Genomic DNA, 17,442 nt, shown 5'->3' with positions numbered 1-17,442 from the left:
TGAATCGCAGGTTGCTCACGAAAAGGGAGTGGCCTGTTTCAGCCCGCCAGGTGATCAACTCATGCATGAGGCTACCGGCACCTGAGCCTTCCCTTCGCCTATCGGTGATCTCCCCCTGCCTTGCGCGCTCCATCAACAACTGACTGAGCGCGGTAGATCGCCCAGGGCAAGGTGGCAGTCTCAGTTCGTCGCAGTGGCCGTACCTAGAGCAGGAGTTGATAGGCGCACGGTTTTCCATCTAATCAGCCCCACTGAGTCGTCTACATCGATTTAACCAATACCACTTCCACGTACTTGTACTTCTTCCTGGCCGCCTTCACAGCCTCCTGCTCAGCAAGCAACGAGCTCAACGTATCAGCCTCGTGAATCAACTCGATCATTTTCCCCTCAAACTCGTTCCCAACCCGGAGCGTGACCCGCAGCCTAGGCGTAAACGCTTTTGCCGCTTTCTTCTTTACTAGGGGAACTGCTGCCGGCTTTGTAGACACAGCCTCTGGCACCTGCTCCTGTACTTGAGGAGAAGCCACCTGATGTTCGGGCTGAGCCGTACCGAACAGGGCACGACGCATTTCTTCTTCAGTTAAATCAGGGCTCATAGAACATCTCAAAGGGGCGGTAATTAGCTCGACAAATTCTACTAGGATGGCAGCTTCAGCGTGTCCTCTGGATGCATGTATGACTCACCCGGTGCTCGACCTACATTCCCAGATCAACCTCAAGCCTGGCACCCTTCAAGCTAAGCGGCAGCTTTCCGACTGGGATGACCTGCAACAGCTTGTCGGCGAGATGCTCGGCGTGAGCGGAGTAGATCGCAAGCCTGCCTGACTCAACCGGCCTGTAAGGCACAACCGCACCTACAGATACTTGGGCAATTCTCAGTATATTCAGCACGTCATTGCCAACGTGGTCGGTATTCAGGTACTCGACAGTTGGTCGAGCGGGAGGCCCAGCTTTTAATCATAAGCCGATCACAACTTGATGTAGCTCTGTGGGGCCAAGGTGTTCCAGAGCAGTCTTCCATAGCAAACCTTCTTGGGACATTTTCAGCCTGGTGCTGGTCATTCAAAAATCACGGCTGTTCGGGCTTGGTTGTTTTCAAATACCTACGAACAGTCGCTTCAGAAAGCCCCAACCTTTCCGCGATCTCAACAACAGAAATTCCCCACTGCTTCAATCGATTTGCCTCAATGGCATTTCTAGCCGCATCAGGACGAGCTGGCCGTCCAGGAGGTGGCTTTCCAGCTCGAGCCTGCGACTCAATCTCAAGATCGATCCCTGCCTTTCTAATTCTTGCCAGTTGCTTTGTAAGACGTTTCTGGCCGTCCTTGAATGACTCGTGATTTTGCATGGAGGTCGCCATCAGCAGGAGCGTAGCCGGATCGAGGTCTAGGATCCCGGCGAGCCTCACCAGGACGTCGAGTCCAATACTTACTTCTCCCCGCTCTATCCGGCTGAAATGAGAGCGCCCGAGATTGTTGATGTCCTCTTGGGACAGACCTTGGCCTCTGCGAATTCCACGAACCACGACAGCCAGTGCTTCTGCCGCATCCATCGGTATTTTTCCCCAATCAAATCTGAGGATAAAGCCACACCCCGATCAGTCATAACACGCCCAATTAGGTTCATTATGATTGCCTTAGGGCTTATGTAGAGGTTTAATAGCCTTACCCATGCGCCACGGCCACGAGAACGCAGCGCTGCCGTGGATCAGCCAAGCCATCGTGAGCGGTGGGCAGAGAGGGTTGAATTGTCAATTTGATGTTAATTACTGAGTGGAGGCCTTATGGCTAGCGTCGAAGAGCCCGACTTTATGAAAGGGCCACGGACACCCCTTGAAGGCCTATCGAGCAGCTCAAAAGCACGAGCTCTGGCGATCCAACACTTCCCCCGAAAGGCGTACTGCCTAGTTGAAGATTGGACAGTTTTTCGCGTGGAAGTCACACCCGACGAACTCACCAAGATTCATGCATTGGGACAGCTCCCGATGATCGTGTTTGCTCACAATGTGGTCGAGGACAGCCAGGGCCGTTTCGACCGAGGAGATCGGGTTCGCTCAAGCATGTGCACAAGTTTCAGCGATGGCATGTTCGAAACCAGAAACACGATTTACGTCTTGATTGGGCCTGGTCATGAACAACCCGCCAGCCTGAAGGACGTTTTTTCCTTCTTCTAACTGCGCTCCATATCAGAGCCCCTTGAGACCCAAGGACATACAATGTTTAGAACAGATGACGACGACATACTCGGTCTTCCGGGTATGTTTGGGGAAGGCCAATGCCAATGGCATCAGATATCAAGAGTGCTTCGTACTCACTGGTATCACGTCACCGTCCAAGCCAAGCAGCAGGGCCGAATCACCGAGGCGGTTCTGATGGTCGACAGCGAACCACGACTGCAGAAGATCCTGATTGCCCAGGACGACGAGATCATGGTCACCGATGTTCAGGTAGTCACTCCTGCTCACATGAACGGAAGCGGCGGCTGGCGTATGGAGGCACTGACCAAAGTCACGCTCGGTGAAGACGAGAACGAGTGCTTCGTCTGCCTACTTGAAGTCGAGACAGGCTCCAAGTATCACAGCTCTCACCAACCAGGCTTCCGAAGCGATTTGCTAACCAACCTTCGTCCGATTTATCACGCGGACATGATCCGCGCAGCCTGAAATTTACCAAGGTTCCCGCACGGCATCAGCTCGGATGATTCCGTGAAGAATTTCTGGTCACTCCATATGGGCTGCCAACGGAGAGCGCAGTTATGCTGGACACAATAGATGTAAATTTTCATGGAAAACGCCATACCGATTTCGATCTCACGCGAATCATAAAAGCCCAACAGCAGGGCTTCGACGAGCCGGTGACAGCTTATCTATGTGGAGCATTCATTAAGGCCCGCGCAGGCATAGGCGTAGTGTTTGGTCACAAGCGCAAAGACCAGTACGGTCGATTTGACGATGGTCATCTGATCAGGACTTCTGACGTGTTGAAAGTCGAGCGCGAGGGGAGATTTTGGGTGATGACCACCGTGAACTCTCGGTACGTGCTCGCTACGTTTCAGAGGGGCAATGGGCGTGCGAGCCTGCGCGAGTTTCTGCGCCTTTCAAAGGGGCAGCCCCATTTCACCCCACGCGTGTTGCAGTGATGGTCGGTGTTCGTCTTCACCTAGGGTGAAGGCCCTGAATAACTTCAAGGTGCTGTCATGATCGTCAAGTCAGGCGACGTCATCTGCGTAGCCTCAGGCATTTTCGTGGGATACGCCCGGGATGGGCCATTTGTCGCAACGCAGGACTTCGACCTCGACTCATTTGTTGCAGATGCAATGAAGCCAATCACCGAGCTGTGGAAAGTGTCGAGCTTGTTATCGCACATCCCTAGAATGCTTTTCGAAAGCGGGCTGATTTCCAAACTGCCCTGCCGGAAGATTTACCTGGGAGCGCTGGGCGAAATCGACATTCGGGAAGAACAGGAAGACTAGCGTGTGTTTGCAGTGCCCTGTGATCTACGTATGCGGAAATCGCGAGTCTGTCGATAACACGCTTCAAAAGATGAAGGATGCGGCGATGCCCCGTTGACGGCGATTGGGCTACTTATAGCTGTCGAGGTGTTTGCCATCAAACGTTTGTGCTCAAAAGGCGATGGAGTTGAGCCTGTTAAAGCAGTTGCTCAAGGCGCTCTTTTGCTAGATCAACTCTGAAGCAGACAAAGCCTGACGAATCAGATCGGACAACAATGCGTTCTTTCTTGTAGCTGATCCAGAGCTCTTGGTGATGCTCGCCCGGATTCATCACTTGCGCCAATTCGCCCAGCGCATAGAAAACTGTTGTATACCCGGCACGCGTCGCCCAGTCCTTCAATGGCCAACCCGCTACAACGTGAAATGGCATGATGCCGGCGCTGCGGGCCGAACCCAGGGCGAAGGTAAATGAGTCGCATGCTGTAGGCGTTGCTAGCGGCGGGACGGATGAAGGAAAGCCTGGTATCCGAGAGGTATACACCGATGACTTCTATGTCGCCTACCTTCGCGATCCGATGGGAAATAATATCGCCGTATTTTTCAAAGGCTGAGCGCTACCCTTTTCAGGTCAGAAAATTCAGGGTTTATGCGCTGCGATAGCGCGACCTCGTAGGTTTACGATATCGATGGGCGAGTCCATTGGTATCCCCTCGTGTGCACCGAGGCTTCAACGTCCGTGCTTGGTTTTTACTTTACCGCCCGAGGCGGGTTTTTCCCCAGGGGCCTGATCTACGGCTCGTCGGCTAAAACTAGCTTGAGATGATCGCCTATAATACTGTACATAAAACCAGTAACTATGCAGTGAATCCAATCCATGAATTTCGATCAGGCCAAGGCGCTCAGGCTTCAGCAATGGCGCTCAACCCTCGACGACCATGATTTCCGAATGGAGAACCCTGAGGCACACCGGCAAACGCTCCGCGAAATGTCCGCCACGCTGGCGTCCGAGGGGCTCATCGATGATCTCCAGTGCTTCGACATGAATGAAATGGCGGATGCTGCCTATTGGCACGCTGTAGAAGAGTTGATTGACGCTCCAGCTCGATACTGCGGTGCATCGGCGTACGACGTTGTGAAACATGGCAGTTCAGAATTACTGGGCGTGATCAGGCGATCAATTTTCTACTACGTGAGCACTCTCGCTGAGGCCAATATCGCAACGTACGACGGCAAGATTTACCGAAATGCGGATGGTGCGAATCTAGTCTTCAGCTCATCCGGAGTGATTGCAGGGATCAATGGGCTGACGCTAACTTTGCCTGACGGGCAACATTACAAGCTCGTTGAAACCGGGCGGACTATCGAAGGAATCTTCCGCGAGCCAGTGGACGTTCCAGATGTCTACCGTGGCCTGATCGACATCGCTCTCGTTGCCAAAGAAAGCCTAGACTTGCGCTCGTTCGAAAAGCTTCGCCCATTGATTGACCTGGCGAAGTTTCGTATTTGCCCGGCATGCCTTGATCGCTTCGAGCTTCAGGAGGACTGCACCGCTTGTGGTGGTCAAGGATTTATGGCGAAGCTATAGGTGCTGGTCAGCGATTGGTGCTCAGGGAGTGGTACCACTCCGCATAGGGTGTATTGGCCACCTGATGCCTGTTGAAGTCAGGACTGCTGTCGCTCCACCACACGGGGCCTCTTTCCCCTAGCGCGACCTTGGCTTTCTGAACCTTCGCCCTTGCCCCCGACAACTGCCCAGGATCGCCAGAGGCTTTCGCTGCCTTTACTTCACGACGCGCTGCCATCAGGTCATTGACCAAGCGCTGCCGCACATCTTCATTTAGCGAGGGGTTGCTGCAGCGCCACAATTGTCCTTTGACTACAAAGTAGCGACCGTCAGGTGTCGTCGGATACATCTCTTAGCTCCCAAGGGGGCCGCGCCCAAGCTCGTTATCTGCAAGGAATGAAGTCAGAGGTTGTTAAGAAGGCGTTATAGCTGTTCATGCTCCCAAGGAAGCGCCATTGAGTTGCCGCAGCCACAGTCGTGAACGCAGCTATACGCAGACTGGTATTCATGGGAGTTCTCCAGTTTAAAAATAATCCTTACCGGCAGCAGCAACCGCCGCCGTTCCCGCCACAGCCCGAGGTTTTCTTACTCGCTACGCTTTCCACTGTCGCCAGCTGTGCTGGATAGCCCGCGTTCTCCAGGGCTGTAAGCAGCGCATGGCTGTCCGAATCGCCGCTGACCTTCACCCGTCCGGCTTGTAGATCCACTGTTACGTCACTGACTCCTTCAAGTGGGCGCAGCGCTTCAGTGACATGTTTGACACATGAGCCACAGCTCATGCCCTGGACTTGCAGTTCAACAGCTTTCATAGGTGACTCCTCACAACAAAGTTGATCATGGAAAGACTGGCGCCTGAGGCCTTTTGTAGGCGTTGGCTTATCCTCAACCTTGCCGCCATGGCAAGGTCAAGCGGTCGTTTTCACTCAATCAATGGAAGCCTGGCGCAGACGCAAGGCATTGAATACCACCGACGCCGAGCTCACGCTCATGGCCAGTGCGGCAATGAGCGGTGACAGAAGGTGACCGGTAAGTGGAAAAAACAAGCCGGCAGCCAGTGGGATACCCATGGCGTTGTAAAGGAAGGCGAAGGTCAGGTTCTGGTGCATATTTCTCACCGTTGCGACTGACAGGCTGCGAGCACGCAAGATACCGAGCAGATCCCCCTTGACCAGGGTGACCTGAGCGCTGTTCATCGCCACGTCAGTGCCAGTGCCCATGGCGATACCTACATCAGCGCGAGCCAGTGCGGGGGCATCATTAATGCCGTCGCCGGCCATCGCCACCCGGTGTCCGGCTTGTTGCAGAGATGCCACCAGACGCTCTTTATCTTGCGGTTTGACCTCGCCGTGTACCTCCTCGATGCCCAACTGGCGAGCTACCGAGCGAGCAGTCGTAAGGCCGTCGCCAGTGGCCATGATGACCTTGACGCCATCCGCCTGCAGACGCTCGACGGCCAGCTTCGTGGTGGGTTTGATGGGGTCGGCAACAGCCAGCAAACCCGCCAGGGCGCCATCGACTGCCAGGTACATGATGCTCGTACCGTCGCCGCGTAGCTTCTCGGCATGTTCTTGCAAGCTCTCTGTGGAAACGCCGGCCTCCTGCATCAACGCGGTATTGCCTAGCATCAGGCGGCGACCCTCGACCTGACCGCTTACACCAATACCTGAGGCTGACTCGAAGGTTTCAGGTGTCACCAGTTTTAGCCCTGCGGCACGAGCCTGCTCGACGATGGCGTGGGCCAATGGATGCTCACTGCCCTGATCGAGACTTGCGGCCAGGCGCAACACTTCATCCTGAGTAAATCCGGGTACGGCCTCGACGCTATGGAACGCTGGTCGACCTTCAGTGAGGGTGCCAGTTTTGTCGACTATCAAGATGTCTATCTTGCGCAGGTTTTCGATGGCGGCGGCATCGCGAAACAATACGCCGCTGCCAGCAGCCTTGCCGGTGGCAACCATGACTGACATCGGTGTCGCTAGGCCAAGGGCACAGGGACAGGCGATGATCATGACCGCGACAGCGTTGATCAGTCCGAACACCCAACTTGGCTCGGGCCCCCACAGCCCCCAGCCGAGTAGAGTCAGCGCGGCGATAGCAATCACAACGATCACGAAGTAACTGGCAATCACGTCTGCCAGCCGTTGCATCGGCGCTTTTGAGCGTTGTGCCTGCACAACCATCTGCACAATCTGTGCGAGCAGGGTCGCCGTCCCTATCTTCTGCGCCTGCATCACCAGACTGCCGTGGATGTTGAGAGTGGCGCCGATCAGCGCGTCGCCGGCCCTCTTCATGATCGGTATCGGTTCGCCGGTGAGCATCGACTCATCTACAGCGCTTTCGCCTTGCAATACCTTGCCGTCGACAGGTACTTTTTCTCCCGGACGCACACGTAATGTGTCGCCGCTGTGTACGTGTGTCAGAGGGATGTCTTCTTCCGTACCATCGGCATTGATCCGTCGGGCAGTTTTGGGTGCAAGTCCAAGCAGCGACTTGATGGCAGCCGAGGTTTGCGAGCGAGCCTTGAGTTCAAGCATCTGGCCGAGAAGGGTCAGAGAGATGATCACAGCCGCCGCTTCGAAGTACACACCGATGCGGCCCTCCATCATGAAGTTGCTGGGGAATACATCGGGGGTCAGGGTGGCCACGACGCTGTAAAGGAAGGCCGCCGCCGTGCCGAGGCCGATTAGCGTCCACATGTTCGGACTTCGCTGAATCACCGAACGCACACCACGCACATAAAACGGCCAGCCAGCCCACAGCACGACGGGTGTAGCCAATCCCAGCTCGACCCAATTTTGCGTGGTGCCATGGAACAGCACCAGGGCATGGCCACCCATAGCCAGCACGGTTACGATCACTGTCAGTGGCAATGTCCACCAGAAGCGCCGGGTGAAGTCCTTGAGTTCTAAGTTCTCTTCTTCCTCCAACTCGGGAATTACCGGCTCTAAGGTCATGCCGCACTTAGGGCAGACGCCGGGGCCGATCTGGCGAATTTCCGGATGCATGGGACATGTGTATTCAGCGGCACCCGTTAACGGTTCTGCTGTTGTCTGAGGGATTTGTTCGATTTTCAGTTGAGATATTCGATAACGCTCGGGCGCTGCCCTGAAGGTCGTTTGGCATTTCTGGCTGCAGAACCGGTAGTTTTGCCCCTCATATTCCGTGCTGAACTGGCTGTCGTTACTGACGGTCATGCCACATACCGGGTCATGGGAGCCGGTGGGTTGGGGTTCAGAGTTCTGTATTGGGCCGTGCTCTTGACGAACCTCAGGGGTGTGCATGAGCTAACTCCTGTTCGCATCCTTGGTTGAGACTGAGGTTTCGCCGTGATGATTGTGACCATCGTGGTGGTGGTGCCCGAAAAAATGCATCAGCGGGCACAACAGCAAAATCATGTAAGGCAGTAAGCCCAGCATATGGCCGTAGTGTTCTCTTGCTAGATAGAACAGCACGATCACCAGCAGCATGCCCAGCGCTATACCGGGTTTACTCCTCCAAAATGTTGGAGAGGTGTTAGCGGAATGTGGTGAATTCATCATGGTTTTGTACTCCTGAGGGAGTGCTGTTTAGTGATACGTCGTATAGGTGTAACGGGCGGCAGTTTTACCCTTGGCATATTGGTTAAGGTAAAACTGTCGCTGCATTGCCTACAGGCTTGTGCGCGTCACTTGCTCATCGGCATGTTCATCATGCTCGATTGCTGATCCATCATTTTCATCATCATGTTCATCATTCCCATCTCCATGCCGTCTTTGTTGCCGTCCATGCCCATGCCCTTGCCATGACAGTTCTTATGCATCATGGCCATGCTGTCCTTCATCGTCTTCATGCTCTCCTGCATGGCGGCGTGTCGCTCGGCAGGGGTCTTGGCGGCGGCTGCCTTGTCGTGTGCAGCCTGCATTTTTTGCATTTGCTCGGTCATGACATTGTTTTGTATCGGCGTAGCTGCTTCGCTTGTCTTGGCGGGCGCGGTCTGCCCCTCCGGGTGATGCTCATCGACTGCCGAGGCGATAAGTGGGCTGCTCACGAGCAGGGTGGCGAGGATAAATTTCAATGTGGCATGCATGGCAATCTCCAAAGGGTCAGGACAGCTCAGGTAATACCAAGCCGCGCCAGGTTGGCGCAGTCAGACAGTGCGCCGAAGATCGGCGCGCAGAAGGTCGGATTAATCGTTGAAACGGACGAAAATCAGGCGGGCAGGAGGTCTGGCCGGTACAGGGCGCCGTAATGCAAGAAAGGCAAAAGCGGAGGGATTGGCGGGATACAAAATCAGCAACGCTGGGATAAGGAGCAGAAACGTCCAACTGAACAGGTCAAATGTTTGAAGATGGAGCGAAGGACTTACAGCTATTGCCGCATCGGCGCAGTGCTGAAGGCAACCGAGTGCATGGGCGTCGTGGCTATCGTGATCTTGCGCGGTGATCAGCGAGACATGAGTTGTAGCCGGATTGTGGCTGGGCTGTGCCAGACATCCCTGGGTCGCTGCCAGACCAAACGCTAACACCCACAGCACGATGGCGAGGCGTATGAACGTTGGTTGACGATGGCGAAACCAGAACATGGAGAATCTCCGGTACTGATTAGCGGATTTTGATTTTTCAACATACAGCACATTGAAGTGCCACGGTTGATCTACATCAATTTATGCAGCCGGCTGTCGGTTCTGTGGTGCGGTCAAATTTTATGACGCCCGTCGATCTTTCAGATGTTGAGTTTCTCCGTGTGCTGTCAAAAGTGTAATCACCGGCTAAGCGTGCTGACAGGTGCGTCCCCTCATCATCCTCATCGAGCTGACGCTCAAACTCTCTGGTTTCATCGAGAGTCAATTCCTTGAAGGAGATGCACTATGAAAGCAACCAACGTTGTGATTCTTACACTCAGTTTGGCTATATCGTCCCTGGCCTTTGCCGAAGGTGGCGGCGACCGTGCGGTTGAGCGCATGGAACGAGCTCGCGAGACGGCAATGGCCACCACCAAACCCGTCCCACAAGCGCAAGTGCAACAGGATATTGCACAGGAAAAGCCCACGGCTGAAGAGCAGAAGCATCAGTGCTGAGCCGCCCAGCTTACGGAAATGTAATCACCCCGTTTGCTGGCTTATGGCATCTTCCGATGTATCAAGCGCACTAGCTATCCAAAGCGTGAACCCTCGGGAGCACACCACAGTGTGTGCACCTGACATCCGACTGACGGGACATGAATCGGTATGCAATCCAAAACTTCTCGGCGCACCTTTGTGAAAGGTCTTACCGCAGGCGGGATTCTCGGTGGCTTAGGCCTCTGGCATACCCCTATTTGGGCGGCCCGGAGCTTGGGCGAGACTAATGTCCTGTCAGGTACAGAGTTCGACCTCTTTATTGGAGAGACACCGGTAAATATCACTGGGAATGCCCGGACTGCCATGACAATCAATGGTGGGATTCCGGGGCCTCAGCTGCGCTGGCGTGAGGGCGATACCGTGACCTTGCGGGTCAAGAACCGCCTTAAGGATATGACATCAATCCACTGGCACGGGATTATCCTCCCCGCGAATATGGACGGCGTGCCGGGCCTTAGCTTCCATGGGATCGAGCCTAACGGCACGTATGTCTATCAATTCAAGGTCAAGCAGAACGGAACGTACTGGTATCACAGTCACTCCGGCTTCCAAGAACAGGTAGGTGTATACGGCCCATTGGTAATCGACGCGAAAGAGCCCGAGCCATTTGAGTATGACCGTGACTACGTGGTGATGCTTACTGACTGGACGGATGAAGATCCGGCTTCGCTGATGAAAACATTGAAGAAGCAGTCTGACTACTACAACACCCACAAACGCACAGTCAGTGATTTCATTCATGACGTAGCTGACAAAGGTTGGTCAGCCACCGTCGCTGACCGCAAGATGTGGGCCGAAATGAAGATGAATCCCACTGACATTGCAGACGTCAGTGGCGCGACATACACCTACTTGATGAACGGCCACGCGCCGAACTCCAACTGGACGGCCACCTTCAAACCTGGCGAAAAGCTTAGGTTGAGGTTCATCAATGGTTCAGCCATGAGCTACTTTGATGTCCGTATTCCGGGTTTGAAGATGACTGTCGTGGCTGCCGATGGCCAGTATGTCAAACCTGTGAGCGTGGATGAGTTCAGGATCGCCACTGCCGAGACTTTCGATGTGATCGTCGAACCAACTCAGGACGCCTACACACTGTTTGCGCAGGCGATGGATCGGTCGGGGTACGCAAGAGGCACCTTGGCCGTCCGGTCTGGCCTGGCCGCTCCGGTACCTGAGCTAGACCCACGTCCTCTCGTCACTATGGCTGACATGGGTATGGCCGGTATGGATCATGGCTCGATGGCTGGTATGGGCGATATGGCTGGAATGGATCACAGCAAGATGGCCGGTATGGGTGACGGCCCAATGGAGGGCATGTCAGGCATGGACGGCGGTGCCATGAAAGGTATGAACCATGGCGCTACGCAAGACACGTCCGGCATGGACAGCATGGCGGGGATGGATCACAGCAAAATGTCCATGGGCGGCATTAGTGGTATGGGAGAAATGCAGTCGCACCCAGCCACAGAATCCAACAATCCTCTCGTCGACATGCAGGCAATGACAACGTCGCCAAAGCTTGATGATCCTGGCATGGGCCTTCGCGAGAATGGTCGAAAAGTGCTGACGTATTCTGATCTAAAGAGCACGTTTGAGGATCCAGATGGCCGTGAGCCAAGTCGGACTATCGAACTGCACTTGACTGGCCATATGGAGAAGTTTTCCTGGTCTTTCAACGGCGTGAAGTTTTCGGACGCCGAGCCGTTAAAACTGAAGTACGGCGAGCGAGTCCGGATCGTTCTTGTCAACGACACCATGATGACTCACCCCATCCATTTGCATGGCATGTGGAGCGACCTAGAAGACGAGAATGGCCAATTCCTTGTTCGCAAACACACTATTGATATGCCGCCAGGCTCGAAGCGCAGCTACCGAGTGACAGCCGATGCACTGGGACGCTGGGCCTATCACTGCCATCTCCTGTACCACATGGAAATGGGGATGTTCCGCGAAGTGCGTGTAGAGGAATAAGGAGTCGACTATGAGCAATTTTCTTTGCGGGACTCACATGCACTCAGCTGTGTTTACGGTCGCTCTGACCGCTGGTTTTGTCTTCCCCGCAGCCGCTGAAACAAGCCAGGGTACCGAAGACGGGCAGATGCAGACCATGGATCATAGCCAGATGCAGGGCATGGATCACGGCAAGATGGTAGGTATGGATCACAGCCAAATGCAGGGCATGGATCACAGCAAAATGGAGAGTATCCAGCCCGCCAAGCAACCACAAACCCAAAGCCGGACTCCGATACCACCGCTAACCGGTGCAGACAGAGCCGCAGTCTATAAGTCCCCAGGTGGTCACGCGGTTCATGACACAGCCCTCAACTCATTTTTTATATTTGAGAAATTGGAATGGCAGGATGCTGACGATGGAAGCGCACTGAACTGGGAAGCCCAAGGTTGGATAGGGGGAGATGTTGATCGTCTATGGTTGCGCTCCGAAGGCGAGCGCACCAATGGGAAGACTGAAGAAGCTGAGGTTCAAGCTTTATGGGGACACTCCTTCAGCCCTTGGTGGGATCTAGTCGGCGGGGTTCGTCAAGACTTCAAACCAGGCGACCCTCAAACGTGGGCCGCTTTCGGTATCCAGGGTTTGGCGCTCTACAATTTCGAGGCCCAGGCTACTGCTTATTTGGGTGAAGGCGGCCAGACCGCAGCGCGGCTGGAAGGTGACTACGACATTCTCCTAACCAATAAGCTGATTTTGCAACCAACGGCAGAATTCAATTTCTATGGCAAAAACGATCCCAAACGTGGAGTCGGTTCAGGGTTGTCTGAGAGTGAAGTCGGTTTGCGGCTCCGATACGAAATCCGTCCTGAGTTCGCACCTTATGTAGGCGTGACTTGGAATCGGGCTTATGGAAAGACCGCTGACTATGCCAGCGAGGAAGGCGAAGACAATAACGAAGCACGTCTGGTGCTCGGTGTCCGGGTGTGGTTCTAAATCAGCGGCACCAAATAATTATTTAACCTCATTACAACAGCTACGCGCTGTGAGGAGCCTTGCATGTCTGTACTTAAATCCTGTGTTGTGGCCGTCGCTCTTTCAACCAGTCTTCTGCTCAGTGCAGTTGCCCAGGCTCACCCGAAGCTGTTGTCCTCCACTCCCGCCGAAGGAGAGAGCGGCCCGGCTCCTGCAAAGATTGAGCTGCACTTTTCTGAAAACTTGGTTACCCAGTTTTCCGGAGCCAAGTTGATCATGACTGACATGCCTGGCATGTCACACTCGCCTATGAGTGTGAAAGCCAGCGTGGCCGGCAGTAACGACCCTAAAACCATGGTCTTGACCCCGGCCTCTCCTCTCACAACTGGCACCTACAAAGTGGAATGGCGAGCAGTTTCGTCCGATACCCACCCGATTACTGGCAGCGTCACCTTCAAAGTGAAATAAGTATGAGCGACCCAATTAACGTGGCGCTGCGCCTCGCGCTGTATTTGGATCTGATGCTTCTCTTCGGTCTTGCCGTCTTTGGCCTATACAGCTTTCGGGGAAAAGAGCGCGTATCGGGAACGCTGTTGCATTTTGGGTCGCTACTACCTGCCACCGCTGTTATAGGTATGCTTTTGTCCATAGCAGCTTTTGTAGTTATGACAAAAAATATGAGCGGCGCATCCGACTGGGCGGAGCTGCGACCTCACATGGAAATGATGCTGTATGAGACCGAGGTCGGCTACAGCTGGGTGACACGCATGATCTCGCTAGTAGTGGTGATTTTTGCTGGAAGCCAGAACAGGCGATGGCCGACGGGCAGTCTCTGGGTCGCTACCATAGCGGGCAGCATTGCCTTAGCGACAATCCCATGGACAGGTCACGGGGCGATGGATGAAGGCGCCCTGCGATTCTGGCACTTTGCCGCTGATATTCTGCACCTACTTGCCGCTGGCGGCTGGATCGGAGCTCTCGCGGCGTTTGGTCTGATGTTGAGTATTAGGAGGGCTAATTCGGAGCAACTGGTACGAGTGCTATCGCGAGCGCTCAGGGGATTCGAAACAGCGGGCGCACTCATTGTTGGTACGATCATAGTTACTGGCGTCGCTAATTATCTCTTCATTGTCGGGCCGTCAGTAATCGAAGTCGTAAACAGCACCTATGGCGTTCTCCTACTCGTGAAGATCCTACTTTTCGTAGGCATGATCGGGCTAGCTACCCTCAATCGTTTCTACCTGAGCCCTTCACTTGAGCGGTCTGTGGTGGCCGGTGATTTTTCTCTAGCGGCAACTGCTTTGAGAAAAAGTGTGGTGATCGAATCGACCTGTGCTGTCGTCATCGTTTGCTTAGTGGCTTGGCTAGGAACATTGAGCCCCTCAATCGAGATGGCTCAAGGGTGATCCAGGAGCTAGATCCGAGCGGCCCCAAGGGCGCTCAGATCTGAGCAACGACTATCGGTTGATGGGGTAGTCAGCGACCACTTCTTGCGCACCTGCCTTGGTGAGCCCCAGGACTTGGTAAGGTTGATGATTCTGGCCGTAGTCCATACCAGGAGAACCTGCGGGCATGCCTGGCACTGCAATTCCTGCGAGGTCTGAACGACCATTCAGCTTCTTGATTTCATCGGCTGGGACATGACCCTCTACGAATTTGCCGTCAATTACACCCGTATGACATGAAGCGAGTTCCTGTGGCACGCCCAGGTTCTGCTTGATAGCGCTCATATCACTTTCCACGTGGTCGACTACCTTGAATCCATTCAATTCAAGGTGCTTGACCCACTCCTTGCAGCACCCGCAGTTCGCGTCACGATGTACGTCAATTGTGAGTGGCTCAGCTGCCTGCGCAATCCCACAAATCATCAATCCCACAGCAAGCGATAGCTTTCGTTTGAACATTCGTTGCACCTCGTCACGTTTTAGTGTGCGGTTGCGCTGTATGCACTGGCCGTAGGCCAGGAGTCGTGCTTCCGCACTGGATGGAAGGTAGGTTAAGCGCAAAAAGCTCAGATTGCCGATTACGTTTTTGTAAGCCGCCGACTAGCTGCTCTCCCTCATCCACCGCACCCCGCCCCCCGCCTTGCCTGGGAGCTATCCGTTTGCTGTTGGGGCAATTACATTTGCGTAAGCTTCCGCACAGTCGTCAGATTGGTAGCACACTAGGACACCGCAAAACCGGAGCCCATGCATGAAACTCTTGGTTGCAGAAGACGAACCCAAAATCGGAATGTACCTACAGCAAGGCCTCTTGGAGGCCGGCTTCAGTGTCGACCGCGTTGTGACGGGAACAGAGGCGTTGCACCAGGCGCTAAATGAGGCCTACGACCTTCTAATCCTGGACGTAATGATGCCGGGCCTGGATGGCTGGGAGGTCATTCGATCTGTCCGCACAGCTGGGAGCACAGTTCCTGTACTGTTTCTGACGGCCAGGGACGGAGTTGATGACCGGGTCAAAGGCTTGGAGCTAGGTGCAGACGATTATCTAGTCAAACCCTTTGCATTTTCTGAATTGCTTGCCCGCGTCAGAGGCTTGCTTCGCCGTGGTGCCGCCGTACCCAACCAGACATCTATTAAGATTGGGGATCTGGAGGTCGATCTTCTAAAGCGACGGGCCTCGCGCTCAGGTCGACGCATTGACCTTACTGCCAAGGAGTTTTCGCTGTTAGAGCTGCTGATGCGCCGTCGGGGGGAAGTCTTGCCGAAATCACTGATCGCATCGCAGGTTTGGGACATGAACTTCGACAGTGATACCAACGTGATCGAAGTCGCGATTCGTCGGCTCCGGGCCAAAATCGATGACGATTTCGACACCAAGATGATTCAGACCGCGAGGGGAATGGGTTACATGCTAGATGCTCCGGATACAGAATGAAGCGTGCATCCCTTACCCTCCGTTTAAGCATGATGTTTGTCTGTGCCGTGGTCGCCGTGCTGGTAGTAGCAGGCTTTACCTTTGATGGGTTCAGCCAGCATCACTTCAAGGCCCTTGACCGTCAAGCGATGACGGAAAAGCTCGAATCCATTCGGCAAATAATGGATGGCGAAGCTGGCTCCGCAGACCCTTCAGAAGTTGTGTTGCAACTACATGCTCTCCTTGGTGCTCACCAGGAACTCTCAGCCTCAATTATCGCGATGGGAGGGAAGACGTTCTTCGCGACTTCAAATGCAGTTGGACATCCTCCTTCCTCCTCTGGTGACCCAGGGAAAGATATGTGGGAGTGGACAGCTGGAAGCCATATGTACCGAGGCATGAAAGCCCAAGTTCATTTGGCGAATGAAGCTGAGCCACTGACCGCGTGGTTGAGTCTAGACATCACAAGCCATATGCATTTCGTTGAAACTCTGCGCTGGTGGTTGGTGATCGGGCTGGCGATTAGCGCCTTGGTCAGCGCAGGTTTAGGGTGGCTGGTGGCGCGCAGCGGGCTGAAGCCGGTCGCACAAGTGACGCAAGTCGCGGCCTCAATGTCAGCCGGATCGCTGAAAGAGCGGATTCCCATGGACTCTGTGCCTCGCGAGCTAGAGCTCCTCGTCACTTCGTTCAACGCTATGCTGGCTCGCCTTGAAGAATCATTTGCTCGGTTGTCTAACTTTTCAGCCGATATCGCGCACGAGCTACGTACTCCTATCAGCAATCTGCGTACACATACCGAAGTCATCCTCACAAAGAAACGTGCACCAGAGGATTATGAGGAGAATCTCTATTCCAACCTGGAAGATCTGAACCGACTCTCCAGCATTATTGACGGCATGCTTTTCTTAGCAAAGTCGGACAACGGTCTGGTTCTACCTGCCAAAGAGAAAATCGAGTTGCGTTCGGTCGTCGAGAAATTGTTCGAGTATTACCAGCTTCTGGCAGACGACACAGGGGTAGAGCTACAGGTAGTCGGGCACGGCGCGGTGAATGGTGAAGGGACGATGCTGGATAGGATGATTTCGAATTTGCTATCCAATGCGCTCAGATATACCCCACCTGACTGTACAATCTTCGTGAAAATCGAGCCCCTTGGCGACATGATCAGCTTGTCAGTGGAAAACCCCGGCGAGGAGATAGCGGTAGAGCATCTGCCCCGGCTGTTTGACCGTTTTTACCGAGTCGATCCTGCCCGGAGAGAGGGCGCTACGAACCATGCGGGGTTAGGGTTGGCAATCGTCAAATCACTGGTTGACGCCCATGACGGCACCGTCGGATGCGTCTCCAGAGATGGCCATACGACCTTTATGATCAGCCTTCCCGCGTGGCCTGCTGACCACGAGTGAATGCAAAGAGAACGGTTGCGTGCCTTATCCTATGACAACAGGATGTGGCGCCTGCTCTGTAAGCGACTAGAAAACCTCAAATCTGCCGCTGAACCGTGTGATCGAACTCGGTAAAAGTTGAGATAAGAAAACAAACAAGACC

At 54.3% G+C, this 17,442-nt stretch carries 23 protein-coding genes; 13 read left to right on the top strand and 10 right to left on the bottom strand.

All coding sequences use genetic code 11. The features are described from left to right. Nucleotides 1-260: 260 nt before the first annotated feature. Nucleotides 261-596: a hypothetical protein gene (locus ELQ88_RS32205; protein ID WP_138969316.1), complete on the bottom strand. Its 336-nt coding sequence runs from the start codon at nt 594-596 to the stop codon at nt 261-263. Between the two features lie 79 nt (nt 597-675). Here ELQ88_RS32205 and ELQ88_RS34245 point away from each other — a divergent pair, with 79 nt between their 5' ends. Further along, nucleotides 676-825 carry a hypothetical protein gene (locus ELQ88_RS34245; protein WP_161599998.1) on the top strand — a complete coding sequence of 50 codons (150 nt, stop codon included), beginning with the start codon at nt 676-678 and terminating at the stop codon, nt 823-825. Nucleotides 826-1,069: 244 nt separating this feature from the next. Here ELQ88_RS34245 and ELQ88_RS32200 read toward each other — a convergent pair whose 3' ends face one another. Then, nucleotides 1,070-1,552, bottom strand: a complete 483-nt coding sequence (locus tag ELQ88_RS32200) for a helix-turn-helix domain-containing protein (RefSeq protein WP_128873586.1) — start codon at nt 1,550-1,552, stop codon at nt 1,070-1,072. 231 nt (nt 1,553-1,783) lie between these two features. Between ELQ88_RS32200 and ELQ88_RS32195 the strand changes: the two genes are divergently transcribed. The 4 genes from ELQ88_RS32195 to ELQ88_RS32180 all read left to right on the top strand — a co-directional run bounded on the left by ELQ88_RS32195 (nt 1,784) and on the right by ELQ88_RS32180 (nt 3,471). Next, nucleotides 1,784-2,173, top strand: a complete 390-nt coding sequence (locus ELQ88_RS32195; RefSeq protein ID WP_178084727.1) for a hypothetical protein — start codon at nt 1,784-1,786, stop codon at nt 2,171-2,173. Between the two features lie 42 nt (nt 2,174-2,215). Then, entirely contained in the window at nt 2,216-2,662 is a 447-nt protein-coding gene (locus ELQ88_RS32190; protein ID WP_138969315.1) for a hypothetical protein, read from the top strand. 92 nt (nt 2,663-2,754) lie between these two features. After that, nucleotides 2,755-3,138 carry a hypothetical protein gene (locus ELQ88_RS32185; protein WP_138969314.1) on the top strand — a complete coding sequence of 128 codons (384 nt, stop codon included), beginning with the start codon at nt 2,755-2,757 and terminating at the stop codon, nt 3,136-3,138. Nucleotides 3,139-3,195: 57 nt separating this feature from the next. Beyond that, complete coding sequence (locus ELQ88_RS32180; RefSeq protein ID WP_138969313.1) at nt 3,196-3,471, top strand: hypothetical protein; 276 nt, start codon at nt 3,196-3,198, stop codon at nt 3,469-3,471. 175 nt (nt 3,472-3,646) lie between these two features. Here the strand turns inward: ELQ88_RS32180 and ELQ88_RS32170 are convergent, their stop codons facing one another. Then, nucleotides 3,647-3,880 carry a hypothetical protein gene (locus tag ELQ88_RS32170; protein ID WP_138969312.1) on the bottom strand — a complete coding sequence of 78 codons (234 nt, stop codon included), beginning with the start codon at nt 3,878-3,880 and terminating at the stop codon, nt 3,647-3,649. A gap of 444 nt (nt 3,881-4,324) precedes the next feature. On the opposite strand from ELQ88_RS32170, the gene ELQ88_RS32165 reads away from it, so the two are divergent. Next, nucleotides 4,325-5,035: a hypothetical protein gene (locus ELQ88_RS32165; RefSeq protein ID WP_138969311.1), complete on the top strand. Its 711-nt coding sequence runs from the start codon at nt 4,325-4,327 to the stop codon at nt 5,033-5,035. Between the two features lie 7 nt (nt 5,036-5,042). On the opposite strand, the gene ELQ88_RS34915 is transcribed toward ELQ88_RS32165, so the two are convergent. From ELQ88_RS34915 to ELQ88_RS32135, 6 genes are all read right to left on the bottom strand, one after another. Continuing rightward, entirely contained in the window at nt 5,043-5,363 is a 321-nt protein-coding gene (locus ELQ88_RS34915) for a hypothetical protein (protein ID WP_138969310.1), read from the bottom strand. Nucleotides 5,364-5,550: 187 nt separating this feature from the next. Continuing rightward, nucleotides 5,551-5,823 carry a heavy-metal-associated domain-containing protein gene (locus ELQ88_RS32155; protein WP_138969309.1) on the bottom strand — a complete coding sequence of 91 codons (273 nt, stop codon included), beginning with the start codon at nt 5,821-5,823 and terminating at the stop codon, nt 5,551-5,553. 114 nt (nt 5,824-5,937) lie between these two features. Beyond that, nucleotides 5,938-8,295, bottom strand: a complete 2,358-nt coding sequence (locus ELQ88_RS32150; protein ID WP_263597775.1) for a heavy metal translocating P-type ATPase — start codon at nt 8,293-8,295, stop codon at nt 5,938-5,940. Between the two features lie 3 nt (nt 8,296-8,298). Continuing rightward, a complete protein-coding gene (locus ELQ88_RS32145) occupies nt 8,299-8,553 on the bottom strand; it encodes a DUF2933 domain-containing protein (RefSeq protein WP_138969307.1) in 255 nt (84 codons plus the stop codon). Nucleotides 8,554-8,678: 125 nt separating this feature from the next. Continuing rightward, on the bottom strand, nt 8,679-9,080 hold the full coding sequence (locus ELQ88_RS32140; RefSeq protein WP_138969306.1) for a hypothetical protein: 402 nt from the start codon (nt 9,078-9,080) through the stop codon (nt 8,679-8,681). Between the two features lie 99 nt (nt 9,081-9,179). After that, on the bottom strand, nt 9,180-9,575 hold the full coding sequence (locus tag ELQ88_RS32135; RefSeq protein ID WP_128873596.1) for a hypothetical protein: 396 nt from the start codon (nt 9,573-9,575) through the stop codon (nt 9,180-9,182). Nucleotides 9,576-9,860: 285 nt separating this feature from the next. On the opposite strand from ELQ88_RS32135, the gene ELQ88_RS32130 reads away from it, so the two are divergent. The 5 genes from ELQ88_RS32130 to copD all read left to right on the top strand — a co-directional run bounded on the left by ELQ88_RS32130 (nt 9,861) and on the right by copD (nt 14,444). Next, the gene (locus ELQ88_RS32130) at nt 9,861-10,070 is read left to right on the top strand and encodes a co-regulatory protein PtrA N-terminal domain-containing protein (RefSeq protein ID WP_138969305.1); all 210 of its coding nucleotides are present in this window, start codon (nt 9,861-9,863) and stop codon (nt 10,068-10,070) included. 150 nt (nt 10,071-10,220) lie between these two features. Further along, complete coding sequence (locus tag ELQ88_RS32125) at nt 10,221-12,086, top strand: copper resistance system multicopper oxidase (protein WP_128873598.1); 1,866 nt, start codon at nt 10,221-10,223, stop codon at nt 12,084-12,086. A gap of 127 nt (nt 12,087-12,213) precedes the next feature. After that, entirely contained in the window at nt 12,214-13,059 is an 846-nt protein-coding gene (locus ELQ88_RS32120; RefSeq protein ID WP_224794287.1) for a copper resistance protein B, read from the top strand. A gap of 63 nt (nt 13,060-13,122) precedes the next feature. After that, nucleotides 13,123-13,506, top strand: a complete 384-nt coding sequence (copC, locus tag ELQ88_RS32115; protein WP_128873599.1) for a copper homeostasis periplasmic binding protein CopC — start codon at nt 13,123-13,125, stop codon at nt 13,504-13,506. Between the two features lie 2 nt (nt 13,507-13,508). Further along, a complete protein-coding gene (gene copD, locus ELQ88_RS32110) occupies nt 13,509-14,444 on the top strand; it encodes a copper homeostasis membrane protein CopD (RefSeq protein ID WP_138969304.1) in 936 nt (311 codons plus the stop codon). A 51-nt stretch (nt 14,445-14,495) separates the two neighbouring features. Here the strand turns inward: copD and ELQ88_RS32105 are convergent, their stop codons facing one another. Next, nucleotides 14,496-14,942: a DUF411 domain-containing protein gene (locus ELQ88_RS32105; protein WP_128873601.1), complete on the bottom strand. Its 447-nt coding sequence runs from the start codon at nt 14,940-14,942 to the stop codon at nt 14,496-14,498. Between the two features lie 289 nt (nt 14,943-15,231). On the opposite strand from ELQ88_RS32105, the gene ELQ88_RS32100 reads away from it, so the two are divergent. After that, on the top strand, nt 15,232-15,915 hold the full coding sequence (locus ELQ88_RS32100) for a heavy metal response regulator transcription factor (protein WP_128873602.1): 684 nt from the start codon (nt 15,232-15,234) through the stop codon (nt 15,913-15,915). After that, on the top strand, nt 15,912-17,300 hold the full coding sequence (locus tag ELQ88_RS32095; protein ID WP_138969303.1) for a heavy metal sensor histidine kinase: 1,389 nt from the start codon (nt 15,912-15,914) through the stop codon (nt 17,298-17,300). Before ELQ88_RS32100 ends, ELQ88_RS32095 begins: the two co-directional genes overlap by 4 nt. The last annotated feature ends 142 nt before the right edge of the window (nt 17,301-17,442 follow it).

It is taken from the genome of Pseudomonas sp. MPC6, from assembly GCF_006094435.1.
Taxonomy (GTDB): domain Bacteria; phylum Pseudomonadota; class Gammaproteobacteria; order Pseudomonadales; family Pseudomonadaceae; genus Aquipseudomonas.
This window is presented reverse-complemented; position numbering and strand designations above follow the sequence as displayed.